The sequence below is a fragment of the Curtobacterium sp. USHLN213 genome, from assembly GCF_037144815.1.
Classification (GTDB): domain Bacteria; phylum Actinomycetota; class Actinomycetes; order Actinomycetales; family Microbacteriaceae; genus Curtobacterium.
The window spans coordinates 117,503-143,146 of the sequence record NZ_JBBCYQ010000012.1 but is presented as its reverse complement, the minus strand read 5'-3'; the positions used below and the strand labels follow the sequence as shown (position 1 = coordinate 143,146).

At 71.8% G+C, this 25,644-nt stretch carries 30 protein-coding genes; 20 read left to right on the top strand and 10 right to left on the bottom strand.

Features of this window, described 5'->3' with window-relative positions:
• Positions 1-125: 125 nt before the first annotated feature.
• A complete protein-coding gene (upp, locus tag WFH25_RS16135; protein WP_070418346.1) occupies positions 126-761 on the bottom strand; it encodes a uracil phosphoribosyltransferase in 636 nt (211 codons plus the stop codon).
• A 76-nt stretch (positions 762-837) separates the two neighbouring features.
• On the opposite strand from upp, the gene WFH25_RS16130 reads away from it, so the two are divergent.
• Positions 838-1,269 (top strand): nucleoside deaminase, encoded by a 432-nt coding sequence (locus WFH25_RS16130; RefSeq protein ID WP_070419477.1) that lies wholly within the window; start codon positions 838-840, stop codon positions 1,267-1,269.
• Positions 1,270-1,279: 10 nt separating this feature from the next.
• Here the strand turns inward: WFH25_RS16130 and WFH25_RS16125 are convergent, their stop codons facing one another.
• Together WFH25_RS16125 and WFH25_RS16120 are read right to left on the bottom strand one after the other, a co-directional pair.
• On the bottom strand, positions 1,280-1,657 hold the full coding sequence (locus WFH25_RS16125) for a hypothetical protein (protein WP_336698545.1): 378 nt from the start codon (positions 1,655-1,657) through the stop codon (positions 1,280-1,282).
• A gap of 60 nt (positions 1,658-1,717) precedes the next feature.
• Positions 1,718-2,674, bottom strand: coding sequence for a cation diffusion facilitator family transporter (locus WFH25_RS16120; protein ID WP_261647088.1), 957 nt, complete (start codon positions 2,672-2,674; stop codon positions 1,718-1,720).
• Between the two features lie 64 nt (positions 2,675-2,738).
• On the opposite strand from WFH25_RS16120, the gene proC reads away from it, so the two are divergent.
• A complete protein-coding gene (gene proC, locus WFH25_RS16115) occupies positions 2,739-3,569 on the top strand; it encodes a pyrroline-5-carboxylate reductase (RefSeq protein ID WP_336698544.1) in 831 nt (276 codons plus the stop codon).
• On the opposite strand, the gene WFH25_RS16110 is transcribed toward proC, so the two are convergent.
• Positions 3,566-5,080 carry an MFS transporter gene (locus WFH25_RS16110; protein ID WP_336698543.1) on the bottom strand — a complete coding sequence of 505 codons (1,515 nt, stop codon included), beginning with the start codon at positions 5,078-5,080 and terminating at the stop codon, positions 3,566-3,568. The two genes, proC and WFH25_RS16110, sit on opposite strands and share 4 nt — an antisense overlap.
• 51 nt (positions 5,081-5,131) lie before the next feature.
• On the opposite strand from WFH25_RS16110, the gene WFH25_RS16105 reads away from it, so the two are divergent.
• Positions 5,132-5,719: a TetR/AcrR family transcriptional regulator gene (locus WFH25_RS16105; RefSeq protein WP_092386325.1), complete on the top strand. Its 588-nt coding sequence runs from the start codon at positions 5,132-5,134 to the stop codon at positions 5,717-5,719.
• Between the two features lie 60 nt (positions 5,720-5,779).
• Here the strand turns inward: WFH25_RS16105 and WFH25_RS16100 are convergent, their stop codons facing one another.
• On the bottom strand, positions 5,780-6,472 hold the full coding sequence (locus WFH25_RS16100; protein ID WP_175473676.1) for a potassium channel family protein: 693 nt from the start codon (positions 6,470-6,472) through the stop codon (positions 5,780-5,782).
• Positions 6,465-7,898 carry a TrkH family potassium uptake protein gene (locus WFH25_RS16095; RefSeq protein WP_071302595.1) on the bottom strand — a complete coding sequence of 478 codons (1,434 nt, stop codon included), beginning with the start codon at positions 7,896-7,898 and terminating at the stop codon, positions 6,465-6,467. The genes WFH25_RS16100 and WFH25_RS16095 overlap by 8 nt, the downstream gene beginning before the upstream one ends.
• Before the next feature lie 72 nt (positions 7,899-7,970).
• On the opposite strand from WFH25_RS16095, the gene WFH25_RS16090 reads away from it, so the two are divergent.
• From WFH25_RS16090 to WFH25_RS16070, 5 genes are all read left to right on the top strand, one after another.
• Entirely contained in the window at positions 7,971-8,486 is a 516-nt protein-coding gene (locus WFH25_RS16090) for an ArsR/SmtB family transcription factor (RefSeq protein WP_070418353.1), read from the top strand.
• A gap of 82 nt (positions 8,487-8,568) precedes the next feature.
• Entirely contained in the window at positions 8,569-8,763 is a 195-nt protein-coding gene (locus tag WFH25_RS16085; RefSeq protein WP_022902482.1) for a helix-turn-helix domain-containing protein, read from the top strand.
• A gap of 118 nt (positions 8,764-8,881) precedes the next feature.
• On the top strand, positions 8,882-8,980 hold the full coding sequence (locus tag WFH25_RS16080) for a 30S ribosomal protein bS22 (protein ID WP_003792170.1): 99 nt from the start codon (positions 8,882-8,884) through the stop codon (positions 8,978-8,980).
• Between the two features lie 72 nt (positions 8,981-9,052).
• Complete coding sequence (locus tag WFH25_RS16075) at positions 9,053-9,307, top strand: glutaredoxin family protein (RefSeq protein WP_071296698.1); 255 nt, start codon at positions 9,053-9,055, stop codon at positions 9,305-9,307.
• Positions 9,304-9,597 carry a Dabb family protein gene (locus tag WFH25_RS16070; protein ID WP_229086360.1) on the top strand — a complete coding sequence of 98 codons (294 nt, stop codon included), beginning with the start codon at positions 9,304-9,306 and terminating at the stop codon, positions 9,595-9,597. The genes WFH25_RS16075 and WFH25_RS16070 overlap by 4 nt, the downstream gene beginning before the upstream one ends.
• Positions 9,598-9,719: 122 nt before the next feature.
• Here the strand turns inward: WFH25_RS16070 and aspS are convergent, their stop codons facing one another.
• Entirely contained in the window at positions 9,720-11,060 is a 1,341-nt protein-coding gene (gene aspS / locus WFH25_RS16065) for an aspartate--tRNA(Asn) ligase (protein ID WP_092386329.1), read from the bottom strand.
• Positions 11,061-11,288: 228 nt separating this feature from the next.
• The gene (locus WFH25_RS16060; protein ID WP_336698552.1) at positions 11,289-11,663 is read right to left on the bottom strand and encodes a MerR family transcriptional regulator; all 375 of its coding nucleotides are present in this window, start codon (positions 11,661-11,663) and stop codon (positions 11,289-11,291) included.
• Positions 11,664-11,716: 53 nt separating this feature from the next.
• Here WFH25_RS16060 and WFH25_RS16055 point away from each other — a divergent pair, with 53 nt between their 5' ends.
• The 6 genes from WFH25_RS16055 (at position 11,717) to ccsB (ending at position 17,957) form a co-directional block, all read left to right on the top strand.
• Entirely contained in the window at positions 11,717-13,207 is a 1,491-nt protein-coding gene (locus tag WFH25_RS16055) for a SulP family inorganic anion transporter (protein ID WP_071296701.1), read from the top strand.
• 68 nt (positions 13,208-13,275) lie between these two features.
• Positions 13,276-13,932, top strand: a complete 657-nt coding sequence (locus WFH25_RS16050) for a histidine phosphatase family protein (protein ID WP_071296702.1) — start codon at positions 13,276-13,278, stop codon at positions 13,930-13,932.
• Positions 13,929-14,546 (top strand): TlpA family protein disulfide reductase, encoded by a 618-nt coding sequence (locus tag WFH25_RS16045; RefSeq protein ID WP_336698541.1) that lies wholly within the window; start codon positions 13,929-13,931, stop codon positions 14,544-14,546. The genes WFH25_RS16050 and WFH25_RS16045 overlap by 4 nt, the downstream gene beginning before the upstream one ends.
• Before the next feature lie 45 nt (positions 14,547-14,591).
• Positions 14,592-15,290 (top strand): cytochrome c biogenesis CcdA family protein, encoded by a 699-nt coding sequence (locus WFH25_RS16040; protein WP_071296728.1) that lies wholly within the window; start codon positions 14,592-14,594, stop codon positions 15,288-15,290.
• Positions 15,274-16,965 carry a cytochrome c biogenesis protein ResB gene (resB, locus tag WFH25_RS16035; protein WP_083295265.1) on the top strand — a complete coding sequence of 564 codons (1,692 nt, stop codon included), beginning with the start codon at positions 15,274-15,276 and terminating at the stop codon, positions 16,963-16,965. The genes WFH25_RS16040 and resB overlap by 17 nt, the downstream gene beginning before the upstream one ends.
• Positions 16,966-16,970: 5 nt before the next feature.
• Positions 16,971-17,957, top strand: a complete 987-nt coding sequence (ccsB, locus tag WFH25_RS16030; RefSeq protein WP_071296730.1) for a c-type cytochrome biogenesis protein CcsB — start codon at positions 16,971-16,973, stop codon at positions 17,955-17,957.
• A 262-nt stretch (positions 17,958-18,219) separates the two neighbouring features.
• Here ccsB and WFH25_RS16025 read toward each other — a convergent pair whose 3' ends face one another.
• Entirely contained in the window at positions 18,220-19,197 is a 978-nt protein-coding gene (locus WFH25_RS16025; RefSeq protein WP_336698539.1) for an o-succinylbenzoate synthase, read from the bottom strand.
• A gap of 306 nt (positions 19,198-19,503) precedes the next feature.
• Here WFH25_RS16025 and WFH25_RS16020 point away from each other — a divergent pair, with 306 nt between their 5' ends.
• The 4 genes from WFH25_RS16020 to WFH25_RS16005 all read left to right on the top strand — a co-directional run bounded on the left by WFH25_RS16020 (position 19,504) and on the right by WFH25_RS16005 (position 23,051).
• On the top strand, positions 19,504-19,881 hold the full coding sequence (locus tag WFH25_RS16020; protein WP_139219799.1) for a hypothetical protein: 378 nt from the start codon (positions 19,504-19,506) through the stop codon (positions 19,879-19,881).
• Between the two features lie 22 nt (positions 19,882-19,903).
• Entirely contained in the window at positions 19,904-20,833 is a 930-nt protein-coding gene (locus tag WFH25_RS16015) for a 1,4-dihydroxy-2-naphthoyl-CoA synthase (RefSeq protein ID WP_070418360.1), read from the top strand.
• Positions 20,833-21,969: an AMP-binding protein gene (locus WFH25_RS16010; RefSeq protein WP_336698538.1), complete on the top strand. Its 1,137-nt coding sequence runs from the start codon at positions 20,833-20,835 to the stop codon at positions 21,967-21,969. Before WFH25_RS16015 ends, WFH25_RS16010 begins: the two co-directional genes overlap by 1 nt.
• Before the next feature lie 86 nt (positions 21,970-22,055).
• A complete protein-coding gene (locus WFH25_RS16005) occupies positions 22,056-23,051 on the top strand; it encodes a 1,4-dihydroxy-2-naphthoate polyprenyltransferase (protein WP_254789514.1) in 996 nt (331 codons plus the stop codon).
• A 9-nt stretch (positions 23,052-23,060) separates the two neighbouring features.
• Here the strand turns inward: WFH25_RS16005 and WFH25_RS16000 are convergent, their stop codons facing one another.
• Positions 23,061-23,387: a DUF4229 domain-containing protein gene (locus WFH25_RS16000; protein WP_071296706.1), complete on the bottom strand. Its 327-nt coding sequence runs from the start codon at positions 23,385-23,387 to the stop codon at positions 23,061-23,063.
• 65 nt (positions 23,388-23,452) lie between these two features.
• Between WFH25_RS16000 and WFH25_RS15995 the strand changes: the two genes are divergently transcribed.
• Both WFH25_RS15995 and menD read left to right on the top strand, forming a co-directional pair.
• Positions 23,453-23,851 (top strand): PLDc N-terminal domain-containing protein, encoded by a 399-nt coding sequence (locus WFH25_RS15995; protein WP_092386341.1) that lies wholly within the window; start codon positions 23,453-23,455, stop codon positions 23,849-23,851.
• Positions 23,844-25,592: a 2-succinyl-5-enolpyruvyl-6-hydroxy-3-cyclohexene-1-carboxylic-acid synthase gene (menD, locus tag WFH25_RS15990; protein ID WP_336698551.1), complete on the top strand. Its 1,749-nt coding sequence runs from the start codon at positions 23,844-23,846 to the stop codon at positions 25,590-25,592. Before WFH25_RS15995 ends, menD begins: the two co-directional genes overlap by 8 nt.
• Positions 25,593-25,644 lie beyond the last annotated feature (52 nt).

The window sequence follows — 25,644 nt, the reverse complement described above, 5'->3', positions numbered from 1 at the left end:
GGGGGGTCACACCCCCGGGGTCCCCCCCGCCCGCCGGGGGGGTGGGTCCGGCCACCCCCCGGACTTCCCGCCGCGGGGGGGGGGGCCCCGCGCCCCCCGCGCCTCCTATTCGATGGTGGTCGCGTCTACTCGGCGAGACCGTAGAGACGGTCGCCCGCGTCGCCGAGGCCTGGAACGATGTAGCCGTTCTCGTCGAGCTTCTCGTCGAGCGCGCCGAGCACGATCGAGACGTTGCGGTCGCCCACGGCGGCCTCGACCGCGGCGAGCCCCTCGGGCGCGCCGAGGATGCAGACGCAGGTGACCTCTTCCGCACCGCGGTCGAACAGGAAGTCGATCGCGGCCGCGAGGGTGCCGCCCGTCGCGAGCATCGGGTCGAGGACGAAGCACTGCCGGCCGGAGAGGTCGTCGGGCAGGCGCTCGGCGTAGGTCTGCGGCTCGAGGGTCTCCTCGTTGCGCGCCATGCCGAGGAAGCCGACCTCGGCCGTCGGGACGAGCTTGACCATGCCCTCGAGCATGCCGAGCCCGGCACGCAGGATCGGCACGACGAGCGGGCGCGGCTTCGCGATCGAGACGCCCATGGTGTGTGCCACCGGGGTGTCGATCGGCGTCGCGGTGACCCGGACGTTGCGCGTGGCCTCGTACGCGAGGAGCGTGACGAGCTCCTCGGTGAGGGCGCGGAACGTGGGGGACGGCGTCGTACGGTCGCGGAGCACCGAGAGCTTGTGGGTGATGAGCGGGTGGTCGGCGACGTGGACTCGCATAGGGTCGAGCCTACCGTGCTGCCGACCGCCAGGAGGTTCCGTGGAAGCACCCGCCGCCCGCCCGTTCGTCCCCGCGATGGAACGCGCGCTCGACGAGGCCCGCGCGTGCCTCGCGACCGGGGACGTCCCGGTGGGGGCGGTCGTCCTCGACCGGGACGGCGCGGTCATCGCCGTGGGCCGGAACGAGCGCGAGGCGCGACAGGACCCCACGGCGCACGCCGAGGTCCTCGCGCTCCGGGCGGCCGCGGCGGCGATCGGCGACTGGCACCTCGAGGAGCACACCCTGGTGGTGACGCTCGAGCCGTGCCCGATGTGCGCCGGTGCGGTCATGGCGGCCCGGGTGCCGCGGATCGTGTTCGGCGCGTGGGACCCGAAGGCCGGCGCGAGCGGGAGCGTCTACGACGTCGCGCGGGACCGCCGGCTGCCGCACCGGTCCGAGGTGATCGGCGGGGTGCTCGAGGGGGAGTGCGCCGCGCTGCTCGACGCGTTCTTCGCCGAGCGTCGCTGACCTGTGGGCGTCACTTCCAGAGGACCGCGACGAACACGTTGACGATCGCCAGCGCCCCGGCCGAGTGGAAGAACGGCAGGGCGGCCTTCGCCGTCGCGGTGCCGGCGTCCGCCCGCTTCTGACGCGCCCGCGCGACGAGCGCCAGCACGAGCGCGACCGCCGCGATGACGAGCTTCACGCCGAGCTTGACGTGGTTCGCGCCGCCGTCCTGCGTCGCGTCGATGACCCCCATCATCCCGAGGCCCGTGACGAGCTGCACGACGAGACCGGTGATCGGCCAGGAGGTCTGGAAGCCGCCCTTGCGGCGGACCTGCACCAGGAAGGCGCCGATGACGGCAGCGAGACCGAGGAAGTGGAGGACGAGCAGGATGCTGAAGAGCGCCGACATGTGACCATCGTGGATGACCGGCCACGGCGCTCGCCAGCAAGGTTCGCCTTAGTCTGCGGCTCAGTCTGCGGCGCGGATCACGATCGCCTCGGTCGGCGGTCGGGGGCCCGTCCGGAGCACGTCGGGTTCGACGTAGATGACGCGTGCGATCGGCACCGCCTGGCGCACCCGGTGCTCGACCGTGTCGATGCCCGCGGCGACGTCGCCGAGCCGTCGGTCGCCGTCCACCGCGACCTTCACGCCGACCATGAGCTCGTCGGGGCCGAGGTACAGGGTCTTGATGTGGATGATCGAGTCGACCTCGGGACCGTCGAGCACCGCCTGCTTGATGCGCTCGACGTCGGCCGCGGTGGCACCCTCGCCGACGAGGAGGCTCTTCGTCTCGATGCCGAGCACGACCGCCACGGCGATGAGCAGCGCGGCGATGAAGATCGTGCCGATCGCGTCGAACACGCCGTTGCCCGTGATCGCGGTGAGGCCGACGCCGAACAGGGCGAAGACGAGGCCGAGCAGTGCCGCGGTGTCCTCGAGCATCACGACGGGGAGCTCCGGGGCCTTGGCGCGGCGGACGAACTGCACCCAGCTCTGCCGGCCCTTCTGCGGTCGTGCTTCCTTCAGTGCGGTGCGGAGGGAGAAGCCCTCGAGCCCGATCGCGATGACGAGCACCACGAGGGGCAGCCACCAGTTCTCGAGCGGGTGCGGGTGGGTGAGCTTCTCGATGCCCTCGTAGAGGGAGAACACCCCGCCGACCGAGAACAGGATGATCGACACGACGAACGCGTACACGTAGCGCTCACGCCCGTAGCCGAACGGGTGCTCTTCGTCGGCGGCACGCCGGGCACGACGGCCGCCGAGGAGCAGGAGGAGCTGGTTGGCGGAGTCGGCGAGGGAGTGGACGCCCTCGGCCAGCATCGACGCGGAACCGCTGATCGCGGCGGCGATGAACTTCACGATCGCGATCCCGACGTTCGCACCGAGTGCGGCGAGGATCGCCCTCGTGCCTCCAGAAGCGCTCACAGCTGTCCCCTTCTCCCGATCTGTTGGACGATCCTAGGCGAGGGCGCTCGGTAGGGTCTGGGGCATGACGATCGAACTGCCCCGCACCGCCCTGCTCGGCGTCGGCTCCATGTCCGGCGCGGTCCTCGACGGCCTGCTCGCCGCCGGTCTCGACCGGGCCACCGTGACCCTGACGACGAAGTCGGAGCAGTCCGCCGCGGCACACCGGGAGCGTGGCCTGGACGCCACCGCCACCGACACCGACCCCGACGCGAACCGGGCAGCGGTGCGCGGCGCGTCGCTCGTCGTGCTCGGGGTGAAGCCCTACGCGATCGGTGACCTGCTCGACGAGGTCTCGGCGGACCTCGAGCCGGGGACCGTCGTCGTGAGCGTCGCCGTGGGGACGACGACCGCGAGCATGGAGGCGAAGGTGCCGACCGGTGTCCGGGTCGTCCGAGCGCTCCCGAACACGCCGATCGGCGTCGGGCACGGGGTGACCGGGATCAGCGCCGGTGCCTCCGCGGACGCCGACGCCGTCGCGCTCGCGTCGTCGGTGTTCGACGCGTCCGGTGTCGTGATCGAGGTGCCGGAGTCCCAGCTCGACGCGCTCTCCGCCGTCTCGGGCTCCGGGCCTGCCTACGTCTTCCTCCTCGTGGAGCAGTGGCAGCAGGCCGCCGAGTCGCTCGGGTTCTCCCACGACCAGGCCGAGGCGATGGTGCAGGGCACGCTCCGCGGTGCCGTCGAACTGCTCGCCGCCTCCGGCGAGGAGCCCACCGACCTGCGGAGGGCCGTCACGAGCCCGAAGGGGACCACCGAGCGTGCCGTCGCGGTGCTGCAGGACGCCGACCTGGCGGGGACGTTCGAGCGGGCGTCCCGCGCGGCGATCGCCCGCGCCGAGGAGCTGGCGAAGGGCTAGCGACCAGCGGGCTGGTGTTCCTCGGGCAACCCCTCGGGCCGCCCCTCGGACGCGACGCCCTCGGCAGCCGGGGACGGCGCGGTCGTCCGGGCACGTCCGGCCCGGACCATCGCCCAGACGACGAGCACCCCGGCGAGCACGGTGAGCACCGACCCGCCGATCGTCACCGCGTGGTCGAACGCCACACCCTGGGCGTGGGTCCACGGCGTCGCGGTGAGCGACCCGGTGAACACGGCACCGAGCACCGTGCCGGCGATCGCCACCCCGACGGCCGAGGCCACCTCGGAGGAGGTGTCCACGAGCGCGGCGCCGATCGTCGTGCGGTCCTCCGGCAGCCCGCGCAGGACGTTCGTGCCGGCGACCACCCCCACGACCCGCATGCCGGCGGCGACGAGCACGAGCGCCAGGGCGATCCACCCGTAGCCGAGCGGCCCGAGCACCGTGTACACCGCGAGCCCGACGACCACGGCGGCCGCGCTCGACCAGGCGGCGTGCTCGAGTCCGATGCGCCGGACGAAGGGTCCGACGAACGCGCTCCCGGCCACGAGCACGGCGACCTGCGGGAGCATACCGATCGCGGCAAGGGCCGGCGGCCACCCCCAGGCGAGCTGCAGGTGCAGCGTCACCAGGTAGCCGAGGCCCGCGACCGCGAGGCCCGTGGCCGCCTTGTACGCGAGGCCGCTCGAGACCAGCGGCCGGGCGACGAGCGCGAGGTCGAGCAGCGGGTGCTCGACGCGGCGCTGTCGCACGGCGAACCAGACGCCGCCGCCGATCGCGCCGGCCGTGGCCGCCCAGGCCGTCCAGTCGTCGAGCCCGCCGTCGGCGAACCGCGTCGGCGCGACGAGGGCGAGGACGATCGTCACGGTCCCCAGTGCCGCTCCGGTCCAGTCCACGGGAGCCCGGTGCAGCCCCGCCGGATCGTCCGCGGTGACGCCGACGCGGATCCCCACGAACGCGAGTGCGGCGATCGGGACGTTGACGAGCAGGAGCACCTGCCAGGGCGCGACGGCGAGGACGAGTCCGCCCACCGTCGGTCCCACCGCGAGCCCGACGAGCCCGACGGTGGAGATCACCGTGATCGCCCGGACCCGCCGCTCGTCGTCGTCGAAGAGCCGGAACGCGAGGGCCATCGACCCGGGGGTGGTCATCGCCGCCGCGATCCCGGTGGCGACCCGGACGGCGATCAGCTGGTCGGCGGTGGTGACGAACGCGGTCGCGAGGCTCGCCAGCCCGAGGAGCACGAGCCCCACGAGCATCACCCGGCGTCGGCCGTACCGGTCCGCGACGGCACCCGCAGCGAGCATGAGCCCGCCGAACACCACCGAGTACGCCGTCGTCACCCACTGCAGCCCGGTCGCGCCGACCTGCAGCTCACGACCGATCGTGGGGAGCGCGACGTTCAGGACGGAGTTGTCGAGCATCTCGAACAGGAAGACCGCGGCGAGCCCGGCGAGGGCGACACGCGATCCGCGCAGGGATCGGGGAGAGTGGGGGGACCGGACGGCGTTCATGCGTCTAGGTTAAGTCAGTAAACTGAGTGAGTCAATCAACGAGGAGTCCGCATGCCCAGGAGCGCGCCCCGCGGCGGCCCGGAGACCCGTGCGCGGATCGCCGAGACCGCGTCCGGGATGTTCGCCGAGCACGGCTTCGACGGCGTCACCGTCGCGCAGGTCGCGAAGGCCGCCGGGGTCTCGAGCGTCACGGTCTTCAAGCACTTCCCGCGCAAGGAGGACCTGTTCCTCGACCGCTCCGCCGAGACGGTCGCGCTGTTCGTCGCAGCCGTCGAGGACGTTCCGCGTGACGAGGCGCTCGACGCGCTCGAGGCGCTCGCACTGCGCCTGGTCGACGAGCGCGCGCCGGTCTCCGGGCTGGCGCCCGGCGCACACGCGTTCTTCCGGACGATCGCCGACTCGTCCGCCCTGCAGTCGCGCGCGCTCGAGCTCGTGGCGGGGGCGCAGCGCGCGCTCGGGGACGCCGTCGGCGACCGACTCCTGGCGGCGCTCTTCGTCGCCGGCTACGCCACGGTCTTCGTCGGGACGGCACGTGCCGTCCTCGCGGGGGAGGACGACGACACCGTCGTCACGGCGCACCGCGCCGGACTGGAACGGCTCTTCCGCGCACTCCGGGACGGCGTCGCGTCCGCGACGTGACCGGCTGACGGACTGGAGGGACGGTGCGGGCCCGCCCCGCGCCTCCTGTCCGTCCCGTCCTCACTCCAGGGCGGCGAACCGTTCCAGCGCGCTCTCGGTCCCCGAGACGATGATGACGTCGTTCTGGCCGATCACGCTCTCCGGCGTCGCCGGGACGAAGGCCTCGCCGGGGGTCTTGATGCCGAGCACGGTCAGGCCGAAGCGGGTGCGGATCACCGTGGTCGCCAGGTCCTTGCCGCGGACCGACGCCGGCGGGAACATCTTGACCACGGCGAAGTCGTCGTCGAACTCGATGAAGTCGAGCATCCGGCCGGACACCAGGTGTGCGGTGCGCTCGCCGGCCTCGCGCTCGGGGTAGACGACGTGGTTCGCGCCGATGCGGGACAGGATCGTGCCGTGCGACCGGCTGATCGCCTTCGCCCAGATCTGCGGGATGCCGAGGTCGACGAGGTTCGCGGTGATGAGCACGCTCGACTCGAGGTCGCTGCCGGTCCCGACGACGGCGATCGGGAAGTCCTGCGCACCGATCTGCCGCAGGGCGTCGATGTCGGTCGCGTCCGCCTGCACCGCGTGCGTGACGCGGTCCGACCACTTCTGCACGAGGCCGGCGTCGGTGTCGACGACGAGGACCTCGCGGTCCTGCCGCTCGAGCTGCCCGGCGGTGGCGGCGCCGAACCGTCCGAGGCCGATGACGAGCACCGGAGCGTCGTGGCTGACGGCACCGAGCGGGTGCGGACGGTTGCGGTCAGCCAACGATCGGCCTCTCCTCGGGACGGCGGAACAGTTGCCGGCTCTGGCTGGCGGCCAGTGCAGCGGCGATGGTCACTGTACCGACACGGCCCAGGAACATCGTCGCCGCGAGCACGTACTTGCCGGACTCGGGCAGGTTCGCGGACACTCCGGAGGACAGCCCGCACGTCGCGAACGCCGAGATGACCTCGAACAGCACGCGGTCGAGGGACTCGTGGGTGATCTGCAGGAGCACGACGGTCGCGACGGCCACGATGGTGGCGCCCCAGAGCACGACCGCCACGGCCACGCGCAGGACGTCGCTCGGGATGCGCCGGCCGAACGCCTCCATGCTCTGGCGCCCGCGGGCCTCGGCGACGGCGGCGAGGAACAGGACCGCGAGCGTCGTGACCTTGATGCCGCCGGCGGTCGAGGCCGAGCCGCCGCCGATGAACATGAGCATGTCCGTGACGAGCAGGCTCGACCCGTTCAGCTGGTCGAAGTCGACGAGGGAGAAGCCGCCGGACCGGGTCATCGTGGAGAGGAAGAGCGCCTGGAACGCGGTGCGACCAGCGCCCTCCTCGCCGAAGGTGGTCGGGTTCGACGCCTCGAGCGCGATGTACACCGCGGCGCCGCCGACGAGCAGGACCGCGCTCGTCGCGAGCGTGAGCTTCACGTGGATCGGCCAGCGGCGGGGCGTGCGGAGCTGCTTCGTCAGGGCACGGATCACCGGGAAGCCGATCGAGCCCGCGACCACGCCGACCATGAGGAGCGAGAGGAACCAGTAGTCGTGCGCGAACGGGGTGAGTCCGCTGGCGTTCGGCGCGAAGCCGGTGTTCGTGAACGCCATCGCCGCGTAGTAGAAGGAGTCCCCGACCGCCGTCCAGAAGGGCATCCCGGCGATGAGCACGGACGGCAGCAGGAGGAGCCCGAGGACGATCTCGATCGACAGGGTGCTCACCGCGACCGTCGCGAGCAGGGTGCCGACCTCGCCGAGACGGACGGCCTGGCCCTCGGGCACGGCGCCGTGGTGGGTCCGCAGGGGGTTCGAGTCGCCGGCCGCCATGAGCTTCGCGCGGAGTCCGAGCTTCCGGGTGACGAAGAGGCCGAGGATCGAGGCGAACGTCAGGACGCCCACGGCCCCGATCTGCGTGCCGATCACCACGAGGGTCTTGCCGAAGACCGACCAGTGCGTCGCCATGTCCACGGTGGCGAGCCCGGTGACGCAGACCACCGACGCTGCGGTGAAGAGGGCGTCCGCGAAGTGCGTCGAGCGCCCGTCCGCCGCGGCCCACGGCGTCATGAACAGGCTCGTGAAGACGAAGATCAGCGCCACGAAGACGACGATCGCCAAGCGGGACGGCGACGAGCGGAGGGCGGTGCCGAGACGGGACGGCCGTCGACGGGTCGCTCCCGCCGAGCGGGACGGCGGCTCGTGTCGGTCGAGCATCGTATGCCTCCGTGGACATGGGCGGGACGGTTCGTCATGGTACATCCGTGACGCCCCGGCTAGCCTTGCCCCATGGCCGACATCTTCAGCGTCGTGGCGGACCCCACCAGGCGTGAGCTGCTCGGGACGCTCCTGTCCGCGTACGGCTCGGACGTCACCGGCGGCGAGCTCAGCGTCGGCCAGCTCGTGGAACGCCTCGGCGTCAGCCAGCCGACCGTGTCGAAGCACCTGCGCGTGCTCCGCGACATCGGCCTCGTGACGAGCCGCGAAGAGGGGCAGCACCGCTACTACCGCCTCGACCCGGAGCCGCTCGTCGGCATCGAGGAGTGGGTCCTCCCGTTCACCGGCGCGGTGGACGCCGACGGCACCCCGGCCACGACGGCCTGGACGCTCGACGGGCAACCGGTCTCGGTCCGACGCTCCGGCACGGCGGGCAAGGCCACGGTCGAGGTCGGCACCGAGCTCGGCCGCGTGATGGCCGAGGCGTCCTACCGCGCGACCGCGGCGCTGTCCGGCGCGCAGCAGGGCTGGGAACGGGTCGTCGACCGCAGCCGGAAGCGCTTCACGCGTCGCGGCGACGAGGACTGAACGGGACCTGGACACCGGGTCGCACCGGCCCCTACAGTTGCCAGTGACCACACAGGTCACACCGATTTCCCGAAGGCGGACCATGACCGGCAGTTTCGACGACGTGCGCTTCCTCACCGTCGCTGAGGTCGCCGAGATGATGCGCGTCTCCAAGATGACCGTCTACCGCATGGTCCACGCGGGGGAACTCCCCGCCATCCGCTTCGGCCGGTCCTTCCGCGTCCCGGAGTCCGCCGTCGCGGACGTCCTGCGCGGTGGCATCGCCGACGTCGGCTAGGCGGGTCCGAACCGGCCCGTTCGACATCGCGTCAGGCCTCCGCTAGACTCGGCGGGGTTGTTTTTCCGCGGTCTCGTTGGCCCGGTGTCCACACAACATCAGTCCGAGTGAGGTCCGTATGGGTTCTGTCATCAAGAAGCGTCGCAAGCGCATGGCGAAGAAGAAGCACCGCAAGCTGCTTCGCAAGACGCGCCACCAGCGTCGCAACAAGAAGTAGGCCCCGAGCCTGCAGCGTCATGCCCCGGTTCGCCGGGGCTTTCGCGTTTCCGGGGGCGGATATGGTGGTCCCATGCCCGCCGTGACCCTGCTGACCAAGCCCGGCTGCCACCTCTGCGACGACGCCCGACCGGTCGTCGAACGCGTCGTGGCCGAACACCCGGGGACGACCCTGCAGGAGCTGTCCATCCTCGACGACGACGCCCTCCGCCTGGAGTACGCGGAGGACATCCCGGTCGTCCTGGTCGACGGGCGTGTCCACAGCAACTGGCACGTCGACGCCGACCGGCTCCACCGTGCCCTCGAGAAGGCCGAGGCCCGCGCATGATCCACCACGTCGTCTCCTGGACCCTGCGCGAGGACCTCGACCGCGCACAATCCGTCGAGCGGATCCGCGAGCTCCTCGTCGGGCTGATCGGCACCGTCGGCTCGATCCGTTCCCTGCAGGTCGTCGAGAACGTCGCCTACCCGGGGAAGAACCAGGACGTCGCCGTCGTGGCGACCTTCGACGACCTCGCCGGCCTCGACGAGTACCAGGTGCACCCGCAGCACCAGGCCGCGGCAGCGGAGATCCGTGGCCTGGTCACGGGGCGGGCGGCCATCGACTGGGAGAGCTGAGCCGCGCCTCCTGGCCCGCGCCGCGCCGCTCGCTCCGCGCTCCCTTCGTGAGCAGAAATGGTCGCCTCCCGACTCGGGAAGCGACCATTTCTGCACACGAAGGCCGGCGGCCGTGCCGCGGACTACGGGGTGAGGCGCGTCGGGCCGCGGAACAGGTACGTGACCTCGCGGATGGACGGCTCGTGCAGCGCGAGCATGAGCACGCGCGCCAGGCCCATGCCGAACCCACCGTGCGGCGGCACGCCGTAGCGGAAGAAGTCGAGGTACCAGCCGAGCTCCTCGGGGTCGAGGCCCTTCTCGACGGCCTGTGCCGTCAGGGTGTCGACACGGTGCTCGCGCTGTGCACCCGTCGAGATCTCGGCACCGTTGAACAGCAGGTCGTAGCTGTTCGTGAGCGTCGGGTCGTCGGCGTGACGCATGTGGTAGTACGGGCGGATCGACGCGTCGTAGTCGGTGACGAAGACGAACTCCGAACCGTGCGTCTCCTTCGCCCAGGCGCTCACGCGGCGCTCACCTTCGGGGTCGAGGTCACCGTCGGCGCGGACGACCTCGTAGCCGCTGTCGGCGACGATCTTCCGGGCCTCGGCCAGGGTCACGCGCGGGAAGGGTGCGGTCGGGACGACGAACTCGAAGCCGAAGACCGCTTCGATCTCGGTGCCGTACTTCTCCTTGACGGCGGTGAAGCCGGCGACGAGGAGCTCCTCGTGCATGGCCATGACGTCCTCGTGCGACTCGACCCACGAGATCTCGGCGTCGACGCTCGTGAACTCGGTCGCGTGGCGGCTCGTGAACGACGGGTCCGCACGGAAGGCGTCGGCGATCTCGAAGACCGCGCCGAAGCCGGCCGGCTGCGCCATCTGCTTGAAGTTCTGCGGCGACTGCGCGAGGTACGCCGTCGTCTCGAAGTACTCGAGCTGGAAGAGCTCGGCACGCGACTCGGACGCCGAGGCCATCAGCTTCGGGGTGTGGATCTCGATGTAGTCGCGCTCGACCCAGTACGTGCGGAACGCGTGCTCCATCGTCGTCTGGATGCGGAAGATGAGGTTCTGCTTGCGGTTGCGCAGGTCGAGGAAGCGCCAGTCGAGGCGCTTGTCGAGCGAGGAGTCGTCCGCGATCGGGGTCTCCGGGATCGCGGCGCTGATGACGGTCAGGTCGCCGACCTTGACCTCGAGCCCGCCGAGCTTGACGCGCTCGTCGTGCTTCAGGGTGCCCTGCACGTGCACGAAGGTGCCGTGCGCGAGGCCGGAGATCGCCTCGGTCGTCGCGAGTGCGGCGGCGGAGGCGTCGTCGCCCTCGACCGCCTCGCGCGTGGCGGGGTTGACGAGCTGTGCGGCGCCGGACTCGTCACGGAGGACGACGAACTGCACCTTCTTCTGGTCTCGGACGGTCTCCACCCATCCGGCGACGGAGACGGGGCCGTCGGGGCGTGCGGCGAGGTCGGCGATGCGGGTGCGTTCGATCACGGTGGTCGAGTCTACCGGTTGCGCCTCGGGCGCCGACGTCCGGTGCGTTCGTCCCTCCACAGGTCGGCTGGCGTCCGGCATCGTCCACAGGGTGGGCCCGGAGGCGCGGGCCGGGTCCGATGTCTCCGTAGCGTTCCTGACGTGGCCGGGTCGCGAGCTGGAGGGAGGCCCCGCACGACGGCAGGGGTCGAGGGGCTCGCGGCCCGGCCGCCCGCGGCGGGGGAGCCCTCACGGGAGTGAAGCGCGCAGGCTGCCGAGCGTCCCGATGAACTCCTCGGCCATGCCCGCCCGCTCGACGAGCTTCGCGTGCCGCGCCCGCGCGTCCACGAGGAACTCGTCGAGCCGTGCGGCCAGCGCTGGCGCGTTCCCGGGGTCCTTCGCGGCCAGACCGTCGACGACCCGGAGCAGCTCGGCCATCTCGTCCAGCGTGAACCCGAGCGGCTTCATCCGCCGGATCACGAGCAGCCGTTCGAGGTCCTGTTCCGTGTAGACCCGGAACCCGCCGGTCGTCCGTCCGCTCGGCACGAGCAGCCCGACCTCGTCGTAGTGCCGGATCGTGCGGAGGGACATCCCGGCGCGGTCGGCCAGTTCGCCGATGTGCATCGTGGTGCTCACGGGGACGACTCTACCCTCACGTGAGGGTAGAGTTCAGGGCGATGTCCGTGACCACCCACGCTCCCACCGCTCCGAGCGTCCTCAGCGCCCTGCGTTCGCCCCGCCTCCTCACGCGCGAGGTCCTCGCCGGGATCGTCACCGCGCTCGCCCTCATCCCCGAGGCGATCTCCTTCTCGGTCGTCGCCGGCGTGGACCCGGCGGTGGGGCTCTTCTCGAGCGTCGTCATCGCCGTCGTGATCTCGATCGTGGGTGGCCGTCCGGCGATGATCTCCGCCGCTGCCGGGTCCGTGGCGCTCGTGATCGCCCCGCTCGTGCGCGACCACGGGATCGCGTACCTCGTCCCGACGATCGTCCTCGGCGGCCTCATCCAGATCGTGCTCGGCTTCCTGGGGGTCGCCCGGCTGATGCGGTTCATCCCGCGCAGCGTGAACGTCGCGTTCGTGAACGCCCTCGCCATCCTGATCTTCACCGCGCAGCTGCCGAACCTGTTCGGGCCGGACGTGCCGGCGGTGGTCTGGGCGCTCACGGCGCTCGGCGTCGCCGTCATCATCGGGTTCCCGTTCGTCACGAAGGCGGTCCCGGCACCGCTCGTCGCCGTCGTCGTGATCACCGCGATCACGATCCTGTTCGGCGTCGCCGTGCCCACGGTCGGCGACGAGGGTGCGCTGCCGAGCGCGCTGCCCGGGTTCAGCGGCATCACCACGCCGTTCTCGCTGGACACGCTGCAGACCATCGCGCCCTACGCGTTCGGGGTCGCGATCGTCGGGCTCATCGAGACGCTGCTCACCGCGCAGCTCGTCGACTCGATCACCGAGACCGGTTCGAGCAAGTGGCGTGAGTCGTGGGGCCAGGGCATCGCGAACGTCGCGTCGGCCTTCTTCGGCGGCACCGGCGGCTGCGCGATGATCGGCCAGACCGTCATCAACGTGAAGACGGCCGGGGCCCGGACGCGCATCTCCACGTTCGCCGCCGGAGCGTCGGTGCTCGTGCTGACGATCGTCCTGCACGACCTCGTGGCCGAGATCCCGATGGCCGCGCTCACCGCCGTGATGATCATGGTCTGCGTCGCCACCTTCGACTGGCACAGCATCCGACCCCGCACGCTCCGGCGGATGCCCCTCGGCGAGACCGCGGTGATGGTGATCACGGTCGTGGTCGTCGTCGCCACGGACAACCTCGCGACCGGCGTGCTCGTCGGGGTGGTCGTCGCCGCGCTCGTCTTCGCCCGCCGAGCAGCCCACGTGGTGACCGTCGCGCGTGAGGTCGTCGACGAGCACACGGTCCGCTACCGGGTCCGCGGGGCGCTGTTCTTCGCCTCGTCGAACGACCTCGTCACCCGCTTCTCCTACGCCGAGGACCCCGAGCACGTCGTCATCGACATGTCCGACGCGCACGTGTTCGACGCCAGCACGGTCGCGGCGCTCGACGGGGTCGAGCAGCGCTTCGCCAAGCACGGGTCGACGGTCGAGGTGGTGCACCTCAACACCGGGTCCACGGCGCTCCACGGGCGGCTCTCCGGCGAACTGGGCTGAGTGGTTCCGCATCCGGTGAATCCCCTGTGCGGGCGGTGGGAACCCCTGAGCGACCTACACTGGAACCCATGCCCGCGTCCCGAATCCACCTCGTCCGTCACGGCGAGGTGCACAACCCGGACCGTGTCCTCTACGGGCGGCTCCCCGGCTTCGGGTTGAGCGACCTCGGCAAGCAGATGGCCCTCGCCTCCGCAACCGCGTGGAAGGACGCCGGCGTCGACGTCCGGCGGATCGTGGCCTCGCCGTTGCAGCGCACGCAGGAGTCCGCGGCGCCCTGGTCCGAGGCCTTCGGGCTCGACGTCGCCCTCGACGAGCGGCTCATCGAGCCGACCAACCGGTACGAGGGGCAGCCCCCGGGCTTCACCAAGCGTTCGCTCGGACGCCCGGCCGAGTGGCCCTGGATCGCGAACCCGTTCCGGCCGAGCTGGGGCGAGGCGTACGAGTCCATCGCGAACCGGATGCTCGCGGCGATCGCCACGGCGTGGGAGAGCGTCGACGACGGTGACGTCGTCCTCGTCAGTCACCAGCTGCCGATCTGGATGGTGCACCGCCGTCTCGCCGGCGAGCAGCTCTGGCACGACCCGCGCAAGCGACGCTGCGACCTCTCCAGCATCACCACCGTCGAGCGTGTACCCGCCACCTCGTCCGGTCGGTTCACCGAAGTCGGGTACGCGGACCCGGCGCAGGCCCTGCGCGCGACCGCCATCGACGAAGGAGCAGTGTGATCACCAGCAGGAGCAAGCGGTTCGCGGTGCTCGCGGCGACGGCGGTGACCGCCGCCCTCGTCCTGACGGGGTGCTCGTCCGACAACGACTCGCTGTCGAAGCAGTACGGCAGCGGCACGACCCAGAACTACATCTCCGGTGACGGCGCCGTGACCGAGGTCGCCGCCGACAAGCGCACCGACGCGGTCGACTTCGAAGCGAAGGACATCGACGGCGAGACCCTGTCGTCGAAGGAGCTCAAGGGCAAGGTCGTCGTCCTCAACTTCTGGTACGCCGGCTGCCCGCCGTGCCGTGCCGAGGCGAAGTACCTCAATAAGGTCCACGACCAGTTCGCCGACGACGACGTCCAGTTCATCGGCGTCAACGTCCGTGACGAGCAGGCCACCGCCGAGGCGTTCGAGCGCACCTTCAAGGTCGACTACCCGACGGTGCTCGACCAGAAGACCGGCGCGATGCAGCTCGCGCTCTCCGGGCAGATCGCCCCGAACGCCGTGCCCGCCACGATCGTGCTCGACAAGCAGGGCCGCGTCGCCGCCCGCGTCCTCGGTGCGGTCGACGGCCCGAGCATCCTGAACACGCTCGTCTCCGACGAGTTGTCGGGCAAGGCTTCCTGACCCGTGTCCAGCAACCCCTTCGCCGACGCGATCCTCAGCGGGCAGATGGCCGTGGCGCTCCCCGTCGCGGCACTCGCCGGGCTCGTGTCGTTCCTGTCCCCGTGCGTGCTGCCCCTCGTGCCGGGCTACCTCGGCTACGTCGGCGGCGTCGCCGAGGGCGGACAGCGCCGCGGTCGCGTGGTGCTCGGGGTGCTGCTGTTCATCCTCGGCTTCACCGCGGTGTTCGTGGCGTACACGACGGTCTTCGGCGCGCTCGGGTTCTGGCTCGTCCGGTGGCGCGACCTCATCACGCAGATCCTCGGCGTCGTCGTCATCGCGATGGGTCTCGTCTTCGTCGGCCGCTTCACCTTCCTGCAGCGCACGATCAAGCCCGGGTGGACGCCCGCGACCGGCCTGGTCGGTGCGCCCCTGCTGGGCATCGTGTTCGGGCTCGGCTGGACGCCCTGCCTCGGCCCGACCCTCGCGGCGATCAACCTGCTCAGCGTCCAGTCCGGCAGCGCCTGGCAGGGCATGTGGCTCGGTGTCGCGTACTGCCTCGGCCTCGGCGTCCCGTTCGTCCTCGTCGCGCTCGGCGCCGGCTGGGCCACGGGTGCGATCCGCGCCGTGAAGCGCCACATGCGCATCGTCAACATCATCGGAGGAGCGATCCTGATCGTCATCGGTCTGCTCATGGTCACCGGCATCTGGTCGGCCGTCATGTCGAGCGTCGGGGCGGTGATCCAGACCTTTGTCCCCGCAGTCTGACCCCGACATCGACTCCACCGACACCTCGGCGGACCCGCAGCGACCGTCGGACCACGTCGACGGATCCGGCCCGGAGACGGCTGCAGGCGGGTCGGGCGACTCCGGCGTCAACCAGCCGAAGCTCGGGGCCGTCGGGTACCTCCGCTTCTTCTGGCGGCAGCTCACGAGCATGCGCACGGCGCTGTTCCTCCTCATGCTGCTGGCACTCGCGGCGATCCCGGGGTCCCTGGTCCCGCAGCGCACGGCCGACCCGAACGGCGTCGTCCAGTACAAGGCGGACCACCCGCAGCTCTTCCCGGTCCTCGACAAGCTGCAGGTCTTCGACACCTACACGTCGGTGTGGTTCTCGGCGATCTACCTGCTGCTCTTCGTCTCCCTGATCGGCTGCATCGTCCCGCGCACGAAGCACCACTGGCAGGCGCTGCGCACCCGACCGCCGAAGACCCCGGTCCGCCTGAGCCGTCTGGCCGGCTACCGCTCGGTCGCCGTCGACGGCGAGGGCGTCACGCCGGAGCACGCGGTCACCCGCGCGATGGCGATCCTCAAGCGCTCCGGCTACCGCGTCGAACGGTTCGGCGACTCGGTGAGCGCCGAGCGCGGCTACCTGCGCGAGACCGGCAACCTGGTGTTCCACGCGGCGCTCGTGGGCGTGCTGCTCGCGGTCGGTGTCGGCGGCGGGTTCGGGTACACCGGTCAGCGACTCCTCGTCGAGGGCCAGACGTTCTCGAACGTGCTCGGCTCGTACGACTCGTTCAACCCCGGTCGCTGGTTCCAGCAGAGCGACCTCAAGGGCTACAACTTCACGCTCGACAAGTTCGTCACCAAGTACGAGGAGCGGAACCTCGACGCCCTCGGCCAGGCGCTCGACTACTCGGCGACGGTCACGACGCAGGAGAAGGGCGGCTCCAAGCAGACGAGCCGACTCGGCGTCAACGACCCGGTGAGCGTCGGCGGCACCAACGTCTACCTCCTCGGCAACGGCTACGCGATGGACGTCACCGTGCGCGACGGCGACGGCAACGTGGCATTCAAGGACACCGTGCCGTTCCTCCCCGAGGACGCGAACTACACGTCGACCGGCGTCATCAAGGTGCCGGACGCGCTGCCGGACCAGCTCGGCATGGTCGGGTTCTTCTACCCGACCGCGTCGAAGCTCTCGACCGGCGCGTACGCCAGCGCCTACCCGGACGACCAGAACCCGCTGCTGACCCTGCAGGTCTACACGGGTGACCTCGGGCTCGACGACGGCGTCCCGCAGAGCGTTTACACGCTCGACACGAGCGGCCTGCAGCAGATCGCGGGCCGCCAGTCCAAGACCGCCAGTGTCGAGCTGAAGCCCGGGCAGACCAAGACGCTGCCGGACGGCGCGGGGTCGATCACGTTCGACGGGGTGAAGCGCTACGTCTCGCTCGACGTCCACCACGACCCGTCGCAGCTGTGGGTCGGCGGGTTCGCCGTGCTGTCCGTCCTCGGGCTCCTCACGTCGCTCTTCGTCCCGCGCCGTCGCGTGTGGGTGAAGGTCGTGCCGCGCCGCGACGGCAGCGCCGACGCCGAGCCGGGCTACGACCTCGAGTACGCGGGCCTCGCACGCGGCGAGGACCCGAACCTCGAACGAGCAGTGGCGGACATCGCCAAGCGCCACACGTCGGACCTCGGAGTTAGGATGCCCCAGTGAACGACATGACCACGAACCTCGCGACCTACTCGGTCGTGCTGACGTACTCCGCCATGGCGGTCTACGTCATCGCGTTCATCGCGTTCGCCCTCGACATGGCGAAGCGGGCCGGCAACGTGACGGCTGCGTCCGACGCCGCTGCGGCGCCCGCCGCCGGCGCGGAGCGGACCGTCGCGACCGTCCAGGGCGGTACCGTCGTCCTCGAGCAGGTCGCCGTCACCGACGAACGAGCCGGGCGCCGCGGGACGAAGTTCGAGCGGGTCGGCATGGCGATGACGATCCTCGCGCTCGTGCTGCACGTCGCGTCCGTCGTCCTGCGCGGGATCGCGGCCGACCGCGTGCCGTGGGGCAACATGTTCGAGTTCTCGCTGACCGGCACGGCGCTGATCACCCTGATCTTCCTGCTCGTGCAGTTCTGGCAGAACCTGAAGTTCCTCGGCGTCTTCATCACCGGCCTGACGATCATCCTGCTCGGCATCGCGACCGTGAACTACTGGGTGCCCGTCGTGCCGCTGCAGCCCGCGCTGCAGTCGTACTGGCTCGTCATCCACGTCTTCGTCGCCATCGCCGGCACGGGCTTCTTCGCCCTGGGTGCCGGGCTCGCCGTGGCGCAGCTCGTGCAGACCTACCGCCAGGGTCGGACCGCCTCGGGCAAGCTCCGCTTCATGGAGACGCTGCCGGACGCCGACCGGCTCGAGGTCCTCACCTACCGCGTCCTGCTCGTCGGGTTCGTCCTCTGGACCTTCACGCTCATCGCCGGTGCGATCTGGGCCGAGCGCGCCTGGGGTCGCTACTGGGGGTGGGACACGAAGGAGGTCTGGACCTTCATCATCTGGGTGGTCTACGCCGGGTACATCCACGCGCGTGCGACCCGCGGGTGGCGTGGCGCGCGGTCGTCCTGGCTGGCCCTCATCGGCTTCGCCGCGGTGATGTTCAACTTCTCGGTCGTGAACGTGTTCTTCAAGGGCCTGCACAGCTACTCCGGACTGTGAGCCGGACGGGTCGCTGACGCGGCCCTGGTCGCGACCACGACCGGACGGGAGGCGCGGTGCCAGCTGGCACCGCGCCTCCCGTCCGTCGTCGGCGCGAGTCCGAGGCGCGAGCCCGAGGCACGAGCCCCGGTGCGAGCCCTGGCGCGAGCGCGAGGTCGCGCAATCCGTCGCCCGGCGCGCGTCGGAGCGACCGAACGTGCGACCTCGGCGAACGCGAGCGGCAGGTCGTGCGACCGGGCCGGCCGTGCGCCCGGGCGGGCGGTCAGCCGGCGAGGAGCGCGTGCACCCGCTCGAGCCGCGCGAGCCACCACGCGGCACGCTCCGGCGACGCCGCGTTCCGCTCGAGCAGGTCCTGGTCGACCTCGACCCGCCGCACCGGCACCCGCCCGTCCACCGGTAGCAGCGGCGCCGTCGACACGTCCGACGTGAACATCGCCGCGGTGCCGAGCCCCGCGGCGTACCCGGGTGACATCGCCTCGGCCGCGAGGAACGCCCCCATCCCCAACCCGACCGACGTGTCGAGCGCACTCGACACCACGCAGGGGAGCCCGGCGTCGGCGACGACCGCACGCGCGGCGGTGATGCCGCCGAGGGGCTGCGCCTTCACGACGAGGACGTCGGCGGCACCGGCCCGGGCGACGGCGAGCGGGTCCGAGGCCTTGCGGACGCTCTCGTCCGCGGCGATCGGCACGCCGAGCCCGGCGATCCGCTGCCGGAGCTCGGCGAGTTCCGGCACCGTGCGGCACGGCTGCTCGGCGTACTGCAGGTCGAACGGGGCGAGGCGCTCGAGGGCCTCTGCGGCGGAGCCGACGCCCCAGAGTCCGTTCGCGTCCACCCGGATCGCCGTGGAGGGGCCCATCACGCGTCGGACCTCGGCGACGCGGGCCACGTCGTCGTCGATCGTGGTGCCGGGTTCGGCGACCTTGACCTTGGCGGTCGTGCAGCCCGGGTACCGCGCGAGGAGGTCCGCGACGCCGTCCGGAGCGATCGCCGGCACGGTGGCGTTCACGGGGACGCTGTCCGCGGCGGGCTCGTGCGTCGTCCAGCCGAAGTCGACCGCGGCGCGGAGCCACGCGGCGGCCTCGGCGTCGTCGTACTCGACGAACGGGGAGAACTCGGTCCACCCGGCCGGACCGTGCAGGACGAGGGCCTCGCGCACCGTGATGCCGCGGAACCGCACTCGCATGGGCAGTGCCACCACGTGTGCGTCGGAGAGGAGGTCGTCGAGGTCGGGGAGCACCTGGACATCATCCCAGGAGCACCCAGGGCACCCCACGGTTCCTCGGAGCGGACCGCCAGGGCAGCGCACTAGTCTGCATCGGTCGGCCACGGTCGGCACCCCAGCTTGAACGTCGGCCACGGTCGGCACACCAGCACCAGCACCGAGGACGAGGGAGGACCTGTGGCGCCGGAACCGCAGCAGCGCGCGTCGCAGCGATCCGCAGCACCGTCCTCGGCGCGTGCGCAGGCCCCGGGCGCGCGTGCGCAGTCTCCGAGTGCGCGTGCGCAGGCCCCCGGTCGCGACACCGGCGAGTTCGCCCGGCTCATGCAGCGGAACACTGTCGACGTCCGGCAGGAAGCCCAGAAGGGGCGCAAGAAGCGCAACCCGGTGGTCGGCAAGATCGCCCTGGGGCTCGCGGTCGTCTCCGCCGCGGTCGACGCGAGCGCCTTCGCCGTCTTCATGGGTGGCGACACCGACTTCGCCTTCGGCATCTGCTTCGTGGTGGTCTTCCTCACGCTCATCGCCGCGGTGCTCGGGTTCGTCGCCGCGGTGGGGTCGTTCGGCCGCTGGTACGGCGCCGTCGGGGTCGTCGTGGCGTTCTTCGCGAACCCGGTGATCCTCATCGTGCTGCTCGTGATCGTCGCCCCCGAGCTGCTGACCGACATGGGTGGTTCGGCCGCGACGGACGGCGCGGGGCTGTAGCACGCGGCGGTAGCGTTGGAGCATGGCTGCTCCCGTCTCCGACCTGTTCGACCCCGACGTCTGGACCGCGGCTCCGATCGCGGAGCAGTTCACCGACATCACGTACCACAAGCACGTCTCCCACGGGATCGTCCGGGTCGCGTTCGACCGGCCCGAGGTGCGGAACGCCTTCCGTCCGCGCACCGTCGACGAGCTGTACCGCGCACTCGACGACGCCCGGCAGGACCCGCGTGTCGGCGTCGTGCTCCTCACCGGCAACGGCCCGAGCCCGAAGGACGGCGGTTGGGCGTTCTGCTCCGGCGGCGACCAGCGCATCCGCGGCCGGAGCGGCTACCAGTACGTCGGTGACGAGGGCGCCCCGCCCGAGGGTGTCGACCCGGCAGCGGCGCAGGCGTCGATGGGGCGGCTGCACATCCTCGAGGTCCAGCGGCTGATCCGGATGATGCCCAAGGTCGTCATCGCCGTCGTCCCGGGGTGGGCGGCGGGTGGGGGCCACTCGTTGCACGCGATCTGCGACCTCACCATCGCGAGCGCCGAGCACGGCAGGTTCAAGCAGACCGACGCCGACGTGGGCTCGTTCGACGGCGGCTACGGCAGCGCCTACTACGCCAAGCAGATCGGCCAGAAGTTCGCGCGTGAGGTCTTCTTCCTCGCGCAGGAGTACTCGGCGCAGCGCGCGTACGAGATGGGCGCCGTGAACGCCGTCGTCCCGCACGAGGACCTCGAGCGCGAGGCGATCCGCTGGGGCGAGATCGTGCTCGGCAAGTCCCCGACGGCGATCCGGATGCTCAAGTACGCCTTCAACGCGGTCGACGACGGCATGGTCGGCCAGCAGGTGTTCGCCGGTGAGGCCACGCGGCTCGCCTACGGCACCGACGAGGCGGTCGAGGGTCGTGACTCCTTCCTCGAGAAGCGCGCGCCCGAGTGGACGTCCTTCCCCTGGCACTACTGATGGCCCGTCCGCTGGTCGCGACCGGCACGTCGGACCCGTCGGTCGTGCTGCGGGGCCTGGAGGCGGCACTCGCCGGCGGCCCCGCCCTGCTCCCGGTCGCGGACGGCGCCCCGGCGCTGCCGACACCTGCTCCGGCCACCGTCCCGCAGCGGGTCGCCCTGGTCGTCGAGACGAGCGGGTCCACCGGCACCGGCAAGCGCGTGGCGCTCTCGTCGGAGGCGCTCCTCGCCGGTGCCGCTGCGGCGGACGCGGCACTCGGGGGCCCCGGCGGCTGGGTGCTCGCGTTGCCGACGCACTACATCGCGGGGCTCAACGTCCTGACCCGGTCGATCACCGCGGGGACGGTGCCCGTCGTCGTCGCTCCCGGGCACTTCGACGCGGGTGCGTTCGCCGACGCGGCCGACCGGCTCGTCACCGGTCCCGGGGCACCGCGGCGCTACACCTCGCTCGTCCCGGTGCAGCTCGCCCGGGTGCTCGACGACGAGCGGGCCACCCGTGCCCTCGCCGGGTTCGACGCCGTGCTCGTCGGCGGGCAGGCGACCCCGGCGCCGCTCCGTGACCGGGCCCGCGCCGCCGGCGTCCGGATCGTGACGACCTACGGCGCGAGCGAGACGAGCGGCGGGTGCGTCTACGACGGCGTCCCGTTCGGCACCGTCCGCACCGAGCTCGTGGACGGCGAGCTGTTCCTGTCCGGGCCGATGCTCGCCGAGGGCTACCTGGACGACCCCGACCGCACGGCGGCGACCTTCACCGAGCGCGATGGACACCGCTGGTACCGCACGGGCGACGCCGCCGAGGTCGTCGACGGTGTCGTGCGGGTGCTCGGCCGGCTCGACGACGTCGTGATCTCGGGCGGCGAGAAGGTCCCGCTCGGCGCCGTCGAACGGATCGTCCGCGGGCTCGACGGGCAGGAGGGCGCGGTGGTCACGCGTCGGGCGTCGGGGGAGTGGGGCGAGGTCCCCGTCGTCGTGACCGACCGTCCGCTCGACCTCGACGTGGTCCGCGTCGCGGTCGGCGACGTCCTCGGGCGGGCCGCACGGCCGGCCGACGTGGTCGTCGTCGAGCGGCTCCCGATGCTCGCGACCGGCAAGCCGGACCGCCGGGCGATCCGCGCGATCGCGGACCCGACCGCCTGACGGAGGCGGGTCGACCGCCGATCGCGATCCGTTCCTCCTGGGCCGGCGTCCCGGACGCACGGCGGACGCGGATACGATGGACGGTCGTGGCACGCACGAAGAACACGAACCGTTCCAGGAACCGCTCCGGCAACCCGGCCAAGGCCGCGGCACCGCAGCGCACGAAGCGCCGCGCGACCGCGGGCGACTGGATCGGCGGGGCGCGCCTGCGCACCCTGACGCTCGGTGTCGTCCCCGTCGTGATGGGCACGACGGTCGGGTTCGTGGACAGCGGTGAGGCCGGTGACTTCGGCGACTGGATCGCGAAGGGCCACCACCTGCCCATCGCGATCCTGGCGCTGCTCGTCGCGCTGTTCCTGCAGATCGGCGTGAACTACAGCAACGACTACTCCGACGGGGTGCGCGGCACGGACGAGTTCCGCGTCGGGCCGGCCCGTCTCACCGGAGCCGGACTCGCGAAGCCCCGCACCGTGCTGACCGTCGCGCTGACGTTCTTCGGGCTCGCAGCCGTCGCCGGCATCGTCATCGTGGTGCTCACGCAGCTGTGGTGGCTCCTGCTCGTGGGCGCTGCCGCCATCGTCGCGGCGTGGTTCTACACCGGCGGCAAGAAGCCGTACGGGTACAACGCCCTCGGCGAGGTCTTCGTGTTCGTGTTCTTCGGACTCGTCGCCGTTCTCGGCACGCAGTTCGTCCTCATCGACCGGATCACCCCGAGCGGGTGGGCCGCTGCGATCGCCGCCGGGTTCTTCGCCTGTGCGGTGCTGATGGTGAACAACATCCGCGACATCGACGAGGACCGTCTCGCGGGCAAGCGCACCCTCGCGGTCGTGGTCGGACGGCCGGTCGCCCGGGTGCTCTACGGCCTCTTCCTGATGCTGCCGTACGTGGTGCTGCTCTGGTTCGTGCTGCTCTACTTCCGCACCGGGTTCACGTACTTCTCGCTGCTGCTGGCGCTGCCGGCACTCGCGATCGGCGTCTCGTCGCGGAAGCCGCGGGAGCTCATCACGGCGCTCCAGCTGTCGTCGTTCGCGTCGCTCGTGTTCGGCGTCGTGCTCGGCATCACGCTCGCCGTCCAGCCGTAGCCCGGCGGGTCAGTCGTCGCGGTGCTCGCGGCGCGCTGCGTGGCGGTCGGCGTCGGAGACCGGCTGCTCGACCGGGGAGTCGCTGTCAGCCGCGTCGACGAAGTCGTCCTCGAAGTCGGTGTCGACGTCGTGCTCGGGCGCCGGTCGACGGTTCGCCAGGCTCTCGGTGACGCGACCGCGCAGCTTCGGCAGGGCGATGTACGAGATGAGCAGCGCCACGAGCGCGGCGACGATCGTCGCCCAGTAGCCGGGCATCGGCGTCAGGAGCAGGAGCAGTGCCAGCGCCGCGGCGAAGATGCCGAGGCGGGCCAGGGTGTACACGAGCCACGCTTTCACCTGCGCAAGTCTACGGATGCGCAACCGGCAGGGACCCCACAGGCTGCCGACCTAGACTCCCGGCCATGATCCGACTGTGGCTGATCGTCGTCGTGGCCGCCGTGGCGTTCACGGTCTACGCGGCCATCGACTGCGCCACGATGCCCCGCGAGCGTGTCCGTTCCCTCAGCCGTGGTGTGTGGGTCCTCCTCGTGGTCGTGCTCCCCGTCCTCGGCGGCGTCCTCTGGTTCGTCCTCGGCCGGGCACCGGCGACCCGTCCTGGCGGTGGCTCCGGGTACCGTGGTCCCGAAGACGACCCGGACTTCCTCGGCGGCCCCAACGGCCCCGAGCAGCACCGCACGGACAAGGACCAGGACGACGAGACCCTCCGAGACCTCGAACAGCAGTTCCGCGAACGAGAACGACGCGCGGACCGAGACCGCCGCGACCAGCACCGCGACGACGACGGCCGCACCGATCGCTGACGGCCCGGCCGGTTCCGGCAGCCCGGCGACCGACTTCGCCGTCGCGCTCCTGACCGAGCTCGCCCGGGCCGGTGTGACCGACGTCGTGGTGAGCCCCGGCTCCCGGTCGCAGGCGCTCGCCCTCGCTGCCGTCGCCGTCGAGCGGGCGGGCGGCATCAGCGTCCACGTCCGGCTCGACGAGCGCACCGCCGGCTTCTTCGCGCTCGGGCTCGCCGTCGAGTCCGGTCGGCCCGCCGCGGTCGTGACCACCTCGGGCACCGCGGTCGCCAACCTGCACCCCGCCGTGCTCGAAGCGCACCACTCCGGTGTGCCGATGATCGTCGTCAGCGCGGACCGCCCCGACGAGCTCCGGGGCATCGGCAGCAACCAGACCACGGTGCAGCCCGGGCTCTTCGGGCCGGCCGTCGCCGTCGTCCGCGACGTCGAGGCACCCACCGCGCACGGGGTCGACGCCGACACCGCCGCCACCGTCCGGGAACTCGTGCGCGAAGTCGTCGCCGCTGCCGCCGGCCACACGGGGCAGCCCGGGCCGGTGCAGCTCAACGTCGCCTTCCGCGAACCGCTGTCGGCCGGACTGGGCGAGGGGACGGTCCAGCCGGTGCCCGACGACGAGGTCGACCTCGCGTTCGCCACCAGGCGGGTGCACTCCGGTCTGCCGGTCGTCGACCTCGCGCCGGACGACGAGCCCGCGACGGTCGTCATCGCGGGACACGACGCGGGGGCGGACGCCGAGCGGATCGCCTGGGAGCTCGGTGCGCCGTTGCTCGCCGAGGTGTCGAGCGGTGCGCGGTTCGGGCGGAACCTGGTCGTCACCTACCGTGAGCTCCTGCGTGACCCGGACTTCGGCGGCGCGGTCCGCCGCGCCGTCGTGCTCGGCCACCCGACCCTCAGCCGCGAGGTCCCCGCCCTCCTCCAGCGCGCCGACGTCGAGACGATCGTGGTCCGCGGACCGGGGGCCGATCCCTACGACCCGGCCCGCGCCTCCCGGCCCGACGCCGCGACCACCTTCGTGTCGGACGTCCGCGTGACGGGCCGCACCCGGCCGGAGCACCGCGCCTGGGTCGGCCGGTGGGTCGCCACGAGCCGCGCGCTGCTCGGTGGTGGCGACGCCGGCCCCGACCTCGATGCGAAGCGCTCCAGCGACCGCGCCGAGCGCAACAAGTTCCTCCGCGACGAGGTGGCGCTCCGCCGCCGCGCCGTCGACCGCACGATGCTCGCGGACGCCGTCTGGGGTGCGACCTGGCCGCACGACCGCCTCGTGCTCGGCGCCTCGCAGATCATCCGCGTGGCCGACGGGCACGTCGCGGGCAAGGCGATCCGCGTGCACGCGAACCGCGGACTCGCGGGCATCGACGGGACGATCTCGACCGCGCTCGGGATCGCCGCCGCGCTCGAGCGTTCCACGGCCTCGGTCGGCACGACACGCGTCCTGCTCGGCGACCTCACGCTGCTGCACGACATCGGGGCGCTCGTGACCGGCACCGAGGAGCGCCCGCACCGCGTGCAGGTCATCGTCGGGAACGACGGCGGGGGAGCGATCTTCCGGGGGCTCGAGGTCGCGGCGACGACACCGGAGGCCGACATGCGCCGCATGATGACGACGCCGCAGCACGTCGACGTCGAGCCGGTGGTGACCGGGCTCGGCTGGGAGTACCGGCGCGCGGCGACCTGGGGCGACCTCGAGCGGGTCCTGACGGACCCGGCCGAGCGCGTCGTCATCGAGGTGCCGCTGGCCGACTGAGCGGCACCGGGCCGCGGCGGGCGCGCCGGGCCGGCACCGCGCCTCCTGGCAG

What these genes read in the sequence shown, in the direction of transcription:
- upp (WP_070418346.1), bottom strand. Translation starts at nt 761, where the DNA reads ATGCGAGTCCACGTCGCCGACCACCCGCTCATCACCCACAAGCTCTCG.
- WFH25_RS16130 (WP_070419477.1), top strand. Translation starts at nt 838, where the DNA reads ATGGAACGCGCGCTCGACGAGGCCCGCGCGTGCCTCGCGACCGGGGAC.
- WFH25_RS16125 (WP_336698545.1), bottom strand. Translation starts at nt 1,657, where the DNA reads ATGTCGGCGCTCTTCAGCATCCTGCTCGTCCTCCACTTCCTCGGTCTC.
- proC (WP_336698544.1), top strand. Translation starts at nt 2,739, where the DNA reads ATGACGATCGAACTGCCCCGCACCGCCCTGCTCGGCGTCGGCTCCATG.
- WFH25_RS16110 (WP_336698543.1), bottom strand. Translation starts at nt 5,080, where the DNA reads ATGAACGCCGTCCGGTCCCCCCACTCTCCCCGATCCCTGCGCGGATCG.
- WFH25_RS16105 (WP_092386325.1), top strand. Translation starts at nt 5,132, where the DNA reads ATGCCCAGGAGCGCGCCCCGCGGCGGCCCGGAGACCCGTGCGCGGATC.
- WFH25_RS16095 (WP_071302595.1), bottom strand. Translation starts at nt 7,898, where the DNA reads ATGCTCGACCGACACGAGCCGCCGTCCCGCTCGGCGGGAGCGACCCGT.
- WFH25_RS16090 (WP_070418353.1), top strand. Translation starts at nt 7,971, where the DNA reads ATGGCCGACATCTTCAGCGTCGTGGCGGACCCCACCAGGCGTGAGCTG.
- WFH25_RS16085 (WP_022902482.1), top strand. Translation starts at nt 8,569, where the DNA reads ATGACCGGCAGTTTCGACGACGTGCGCTTCCTCACCGTCGCTGAGGTC.
- WFH25_RS16080 (WP_003792170.1), top strand. Translation starts at nt 8,882, where the DNA reads ATGGGTTCTGTCATCAAGAAGCGTCGCAAGCGCATGGCGAAGAAGAAG.
- WFH25_RS16075 (WP_071296698.1), top strand. Translation starts at nt 9,053, where the DNA reads ATGCCCGCCGTGACCCTGCTGACCAAGCCCGGCTGCCACCTCTGCGAC.
- WFH25_RS16070 (WP_229086360.1), top strand. Translation starts at nt 9,304, where the DNA reads ATGATCCACCACGTCGTCTCCTGGACCCTGCGCGAGGACCTCGACCGC.
- WFH25_RS16060 (WP_336698552.1), bottom strand. Translation starts at nt 11,663, where the DNA reads ATGCACATCGGCGAACTGGCCGACCGCGCCGGGATGTCCCTCCGCACG.
- WFH25_RS16055 (WP_071296701.1), top strand. Translation starts at nt 11,717, where the DNA reads ATGTCCGTGACCACCCACGCTCCCACCGCTCCGAGCGTCCTCAGCGCC.
- WFH25_RS16050 (WP_071296702.1), top strand. Translation starts at nt 13,276, where the DNA reads ATGCCCGCGTCCCGAATCCACCTCGTCCGTCACGGCGAGGTGCACAAC.
- WFH25_RS16040 (WP_071296728.1), top strand. Translation starts at nt 14,592, where the DNA reads ATGGCCGTGGCGCTCCCCGTCGCGGCACTCGCCGGGCTCGTGTCGTTC.
- ccsB (WP_071296730.1), top strand. Translation starts at nt 16,971, where the DNA reads ATGACCACGAACCTCGCGACCTACTCGGTCGTGCTGACGTACTCCGCC.
- WFH25_RS16020 (WP_139219799.1), top strand. Translation starts at nt 19,504, where the DNA reads ATGCAGCGGAACACTGTCGACGTCCGGCAGGAAGCCCAGAAGGGGCGC.
- WFH25_RS16015 (WP_070418360.1), top strand. Translation starts at nt 19,904, where the DNA reads ATGGCTGCTCCCGTCTCCGACCTGTTCGACCCCGACGTCTGGACCGCG.
- WFH25_RS16010 (WP_336698538.1), top strand. Translation starts at nt 20,833, where the DNA reads ATGGCCCGTCCGCTGGTCGCGACCGGCACGTCGGACCCGTCGGTCGTG.
- WFH25_RS15995 (WP_092386341.1), top strand. Translation starts at nt 23,453, where the DNA reads ATGATCCGACTGTGGCTGATCGTCGTCGTGGCCGCCGTGGCGTTCACG.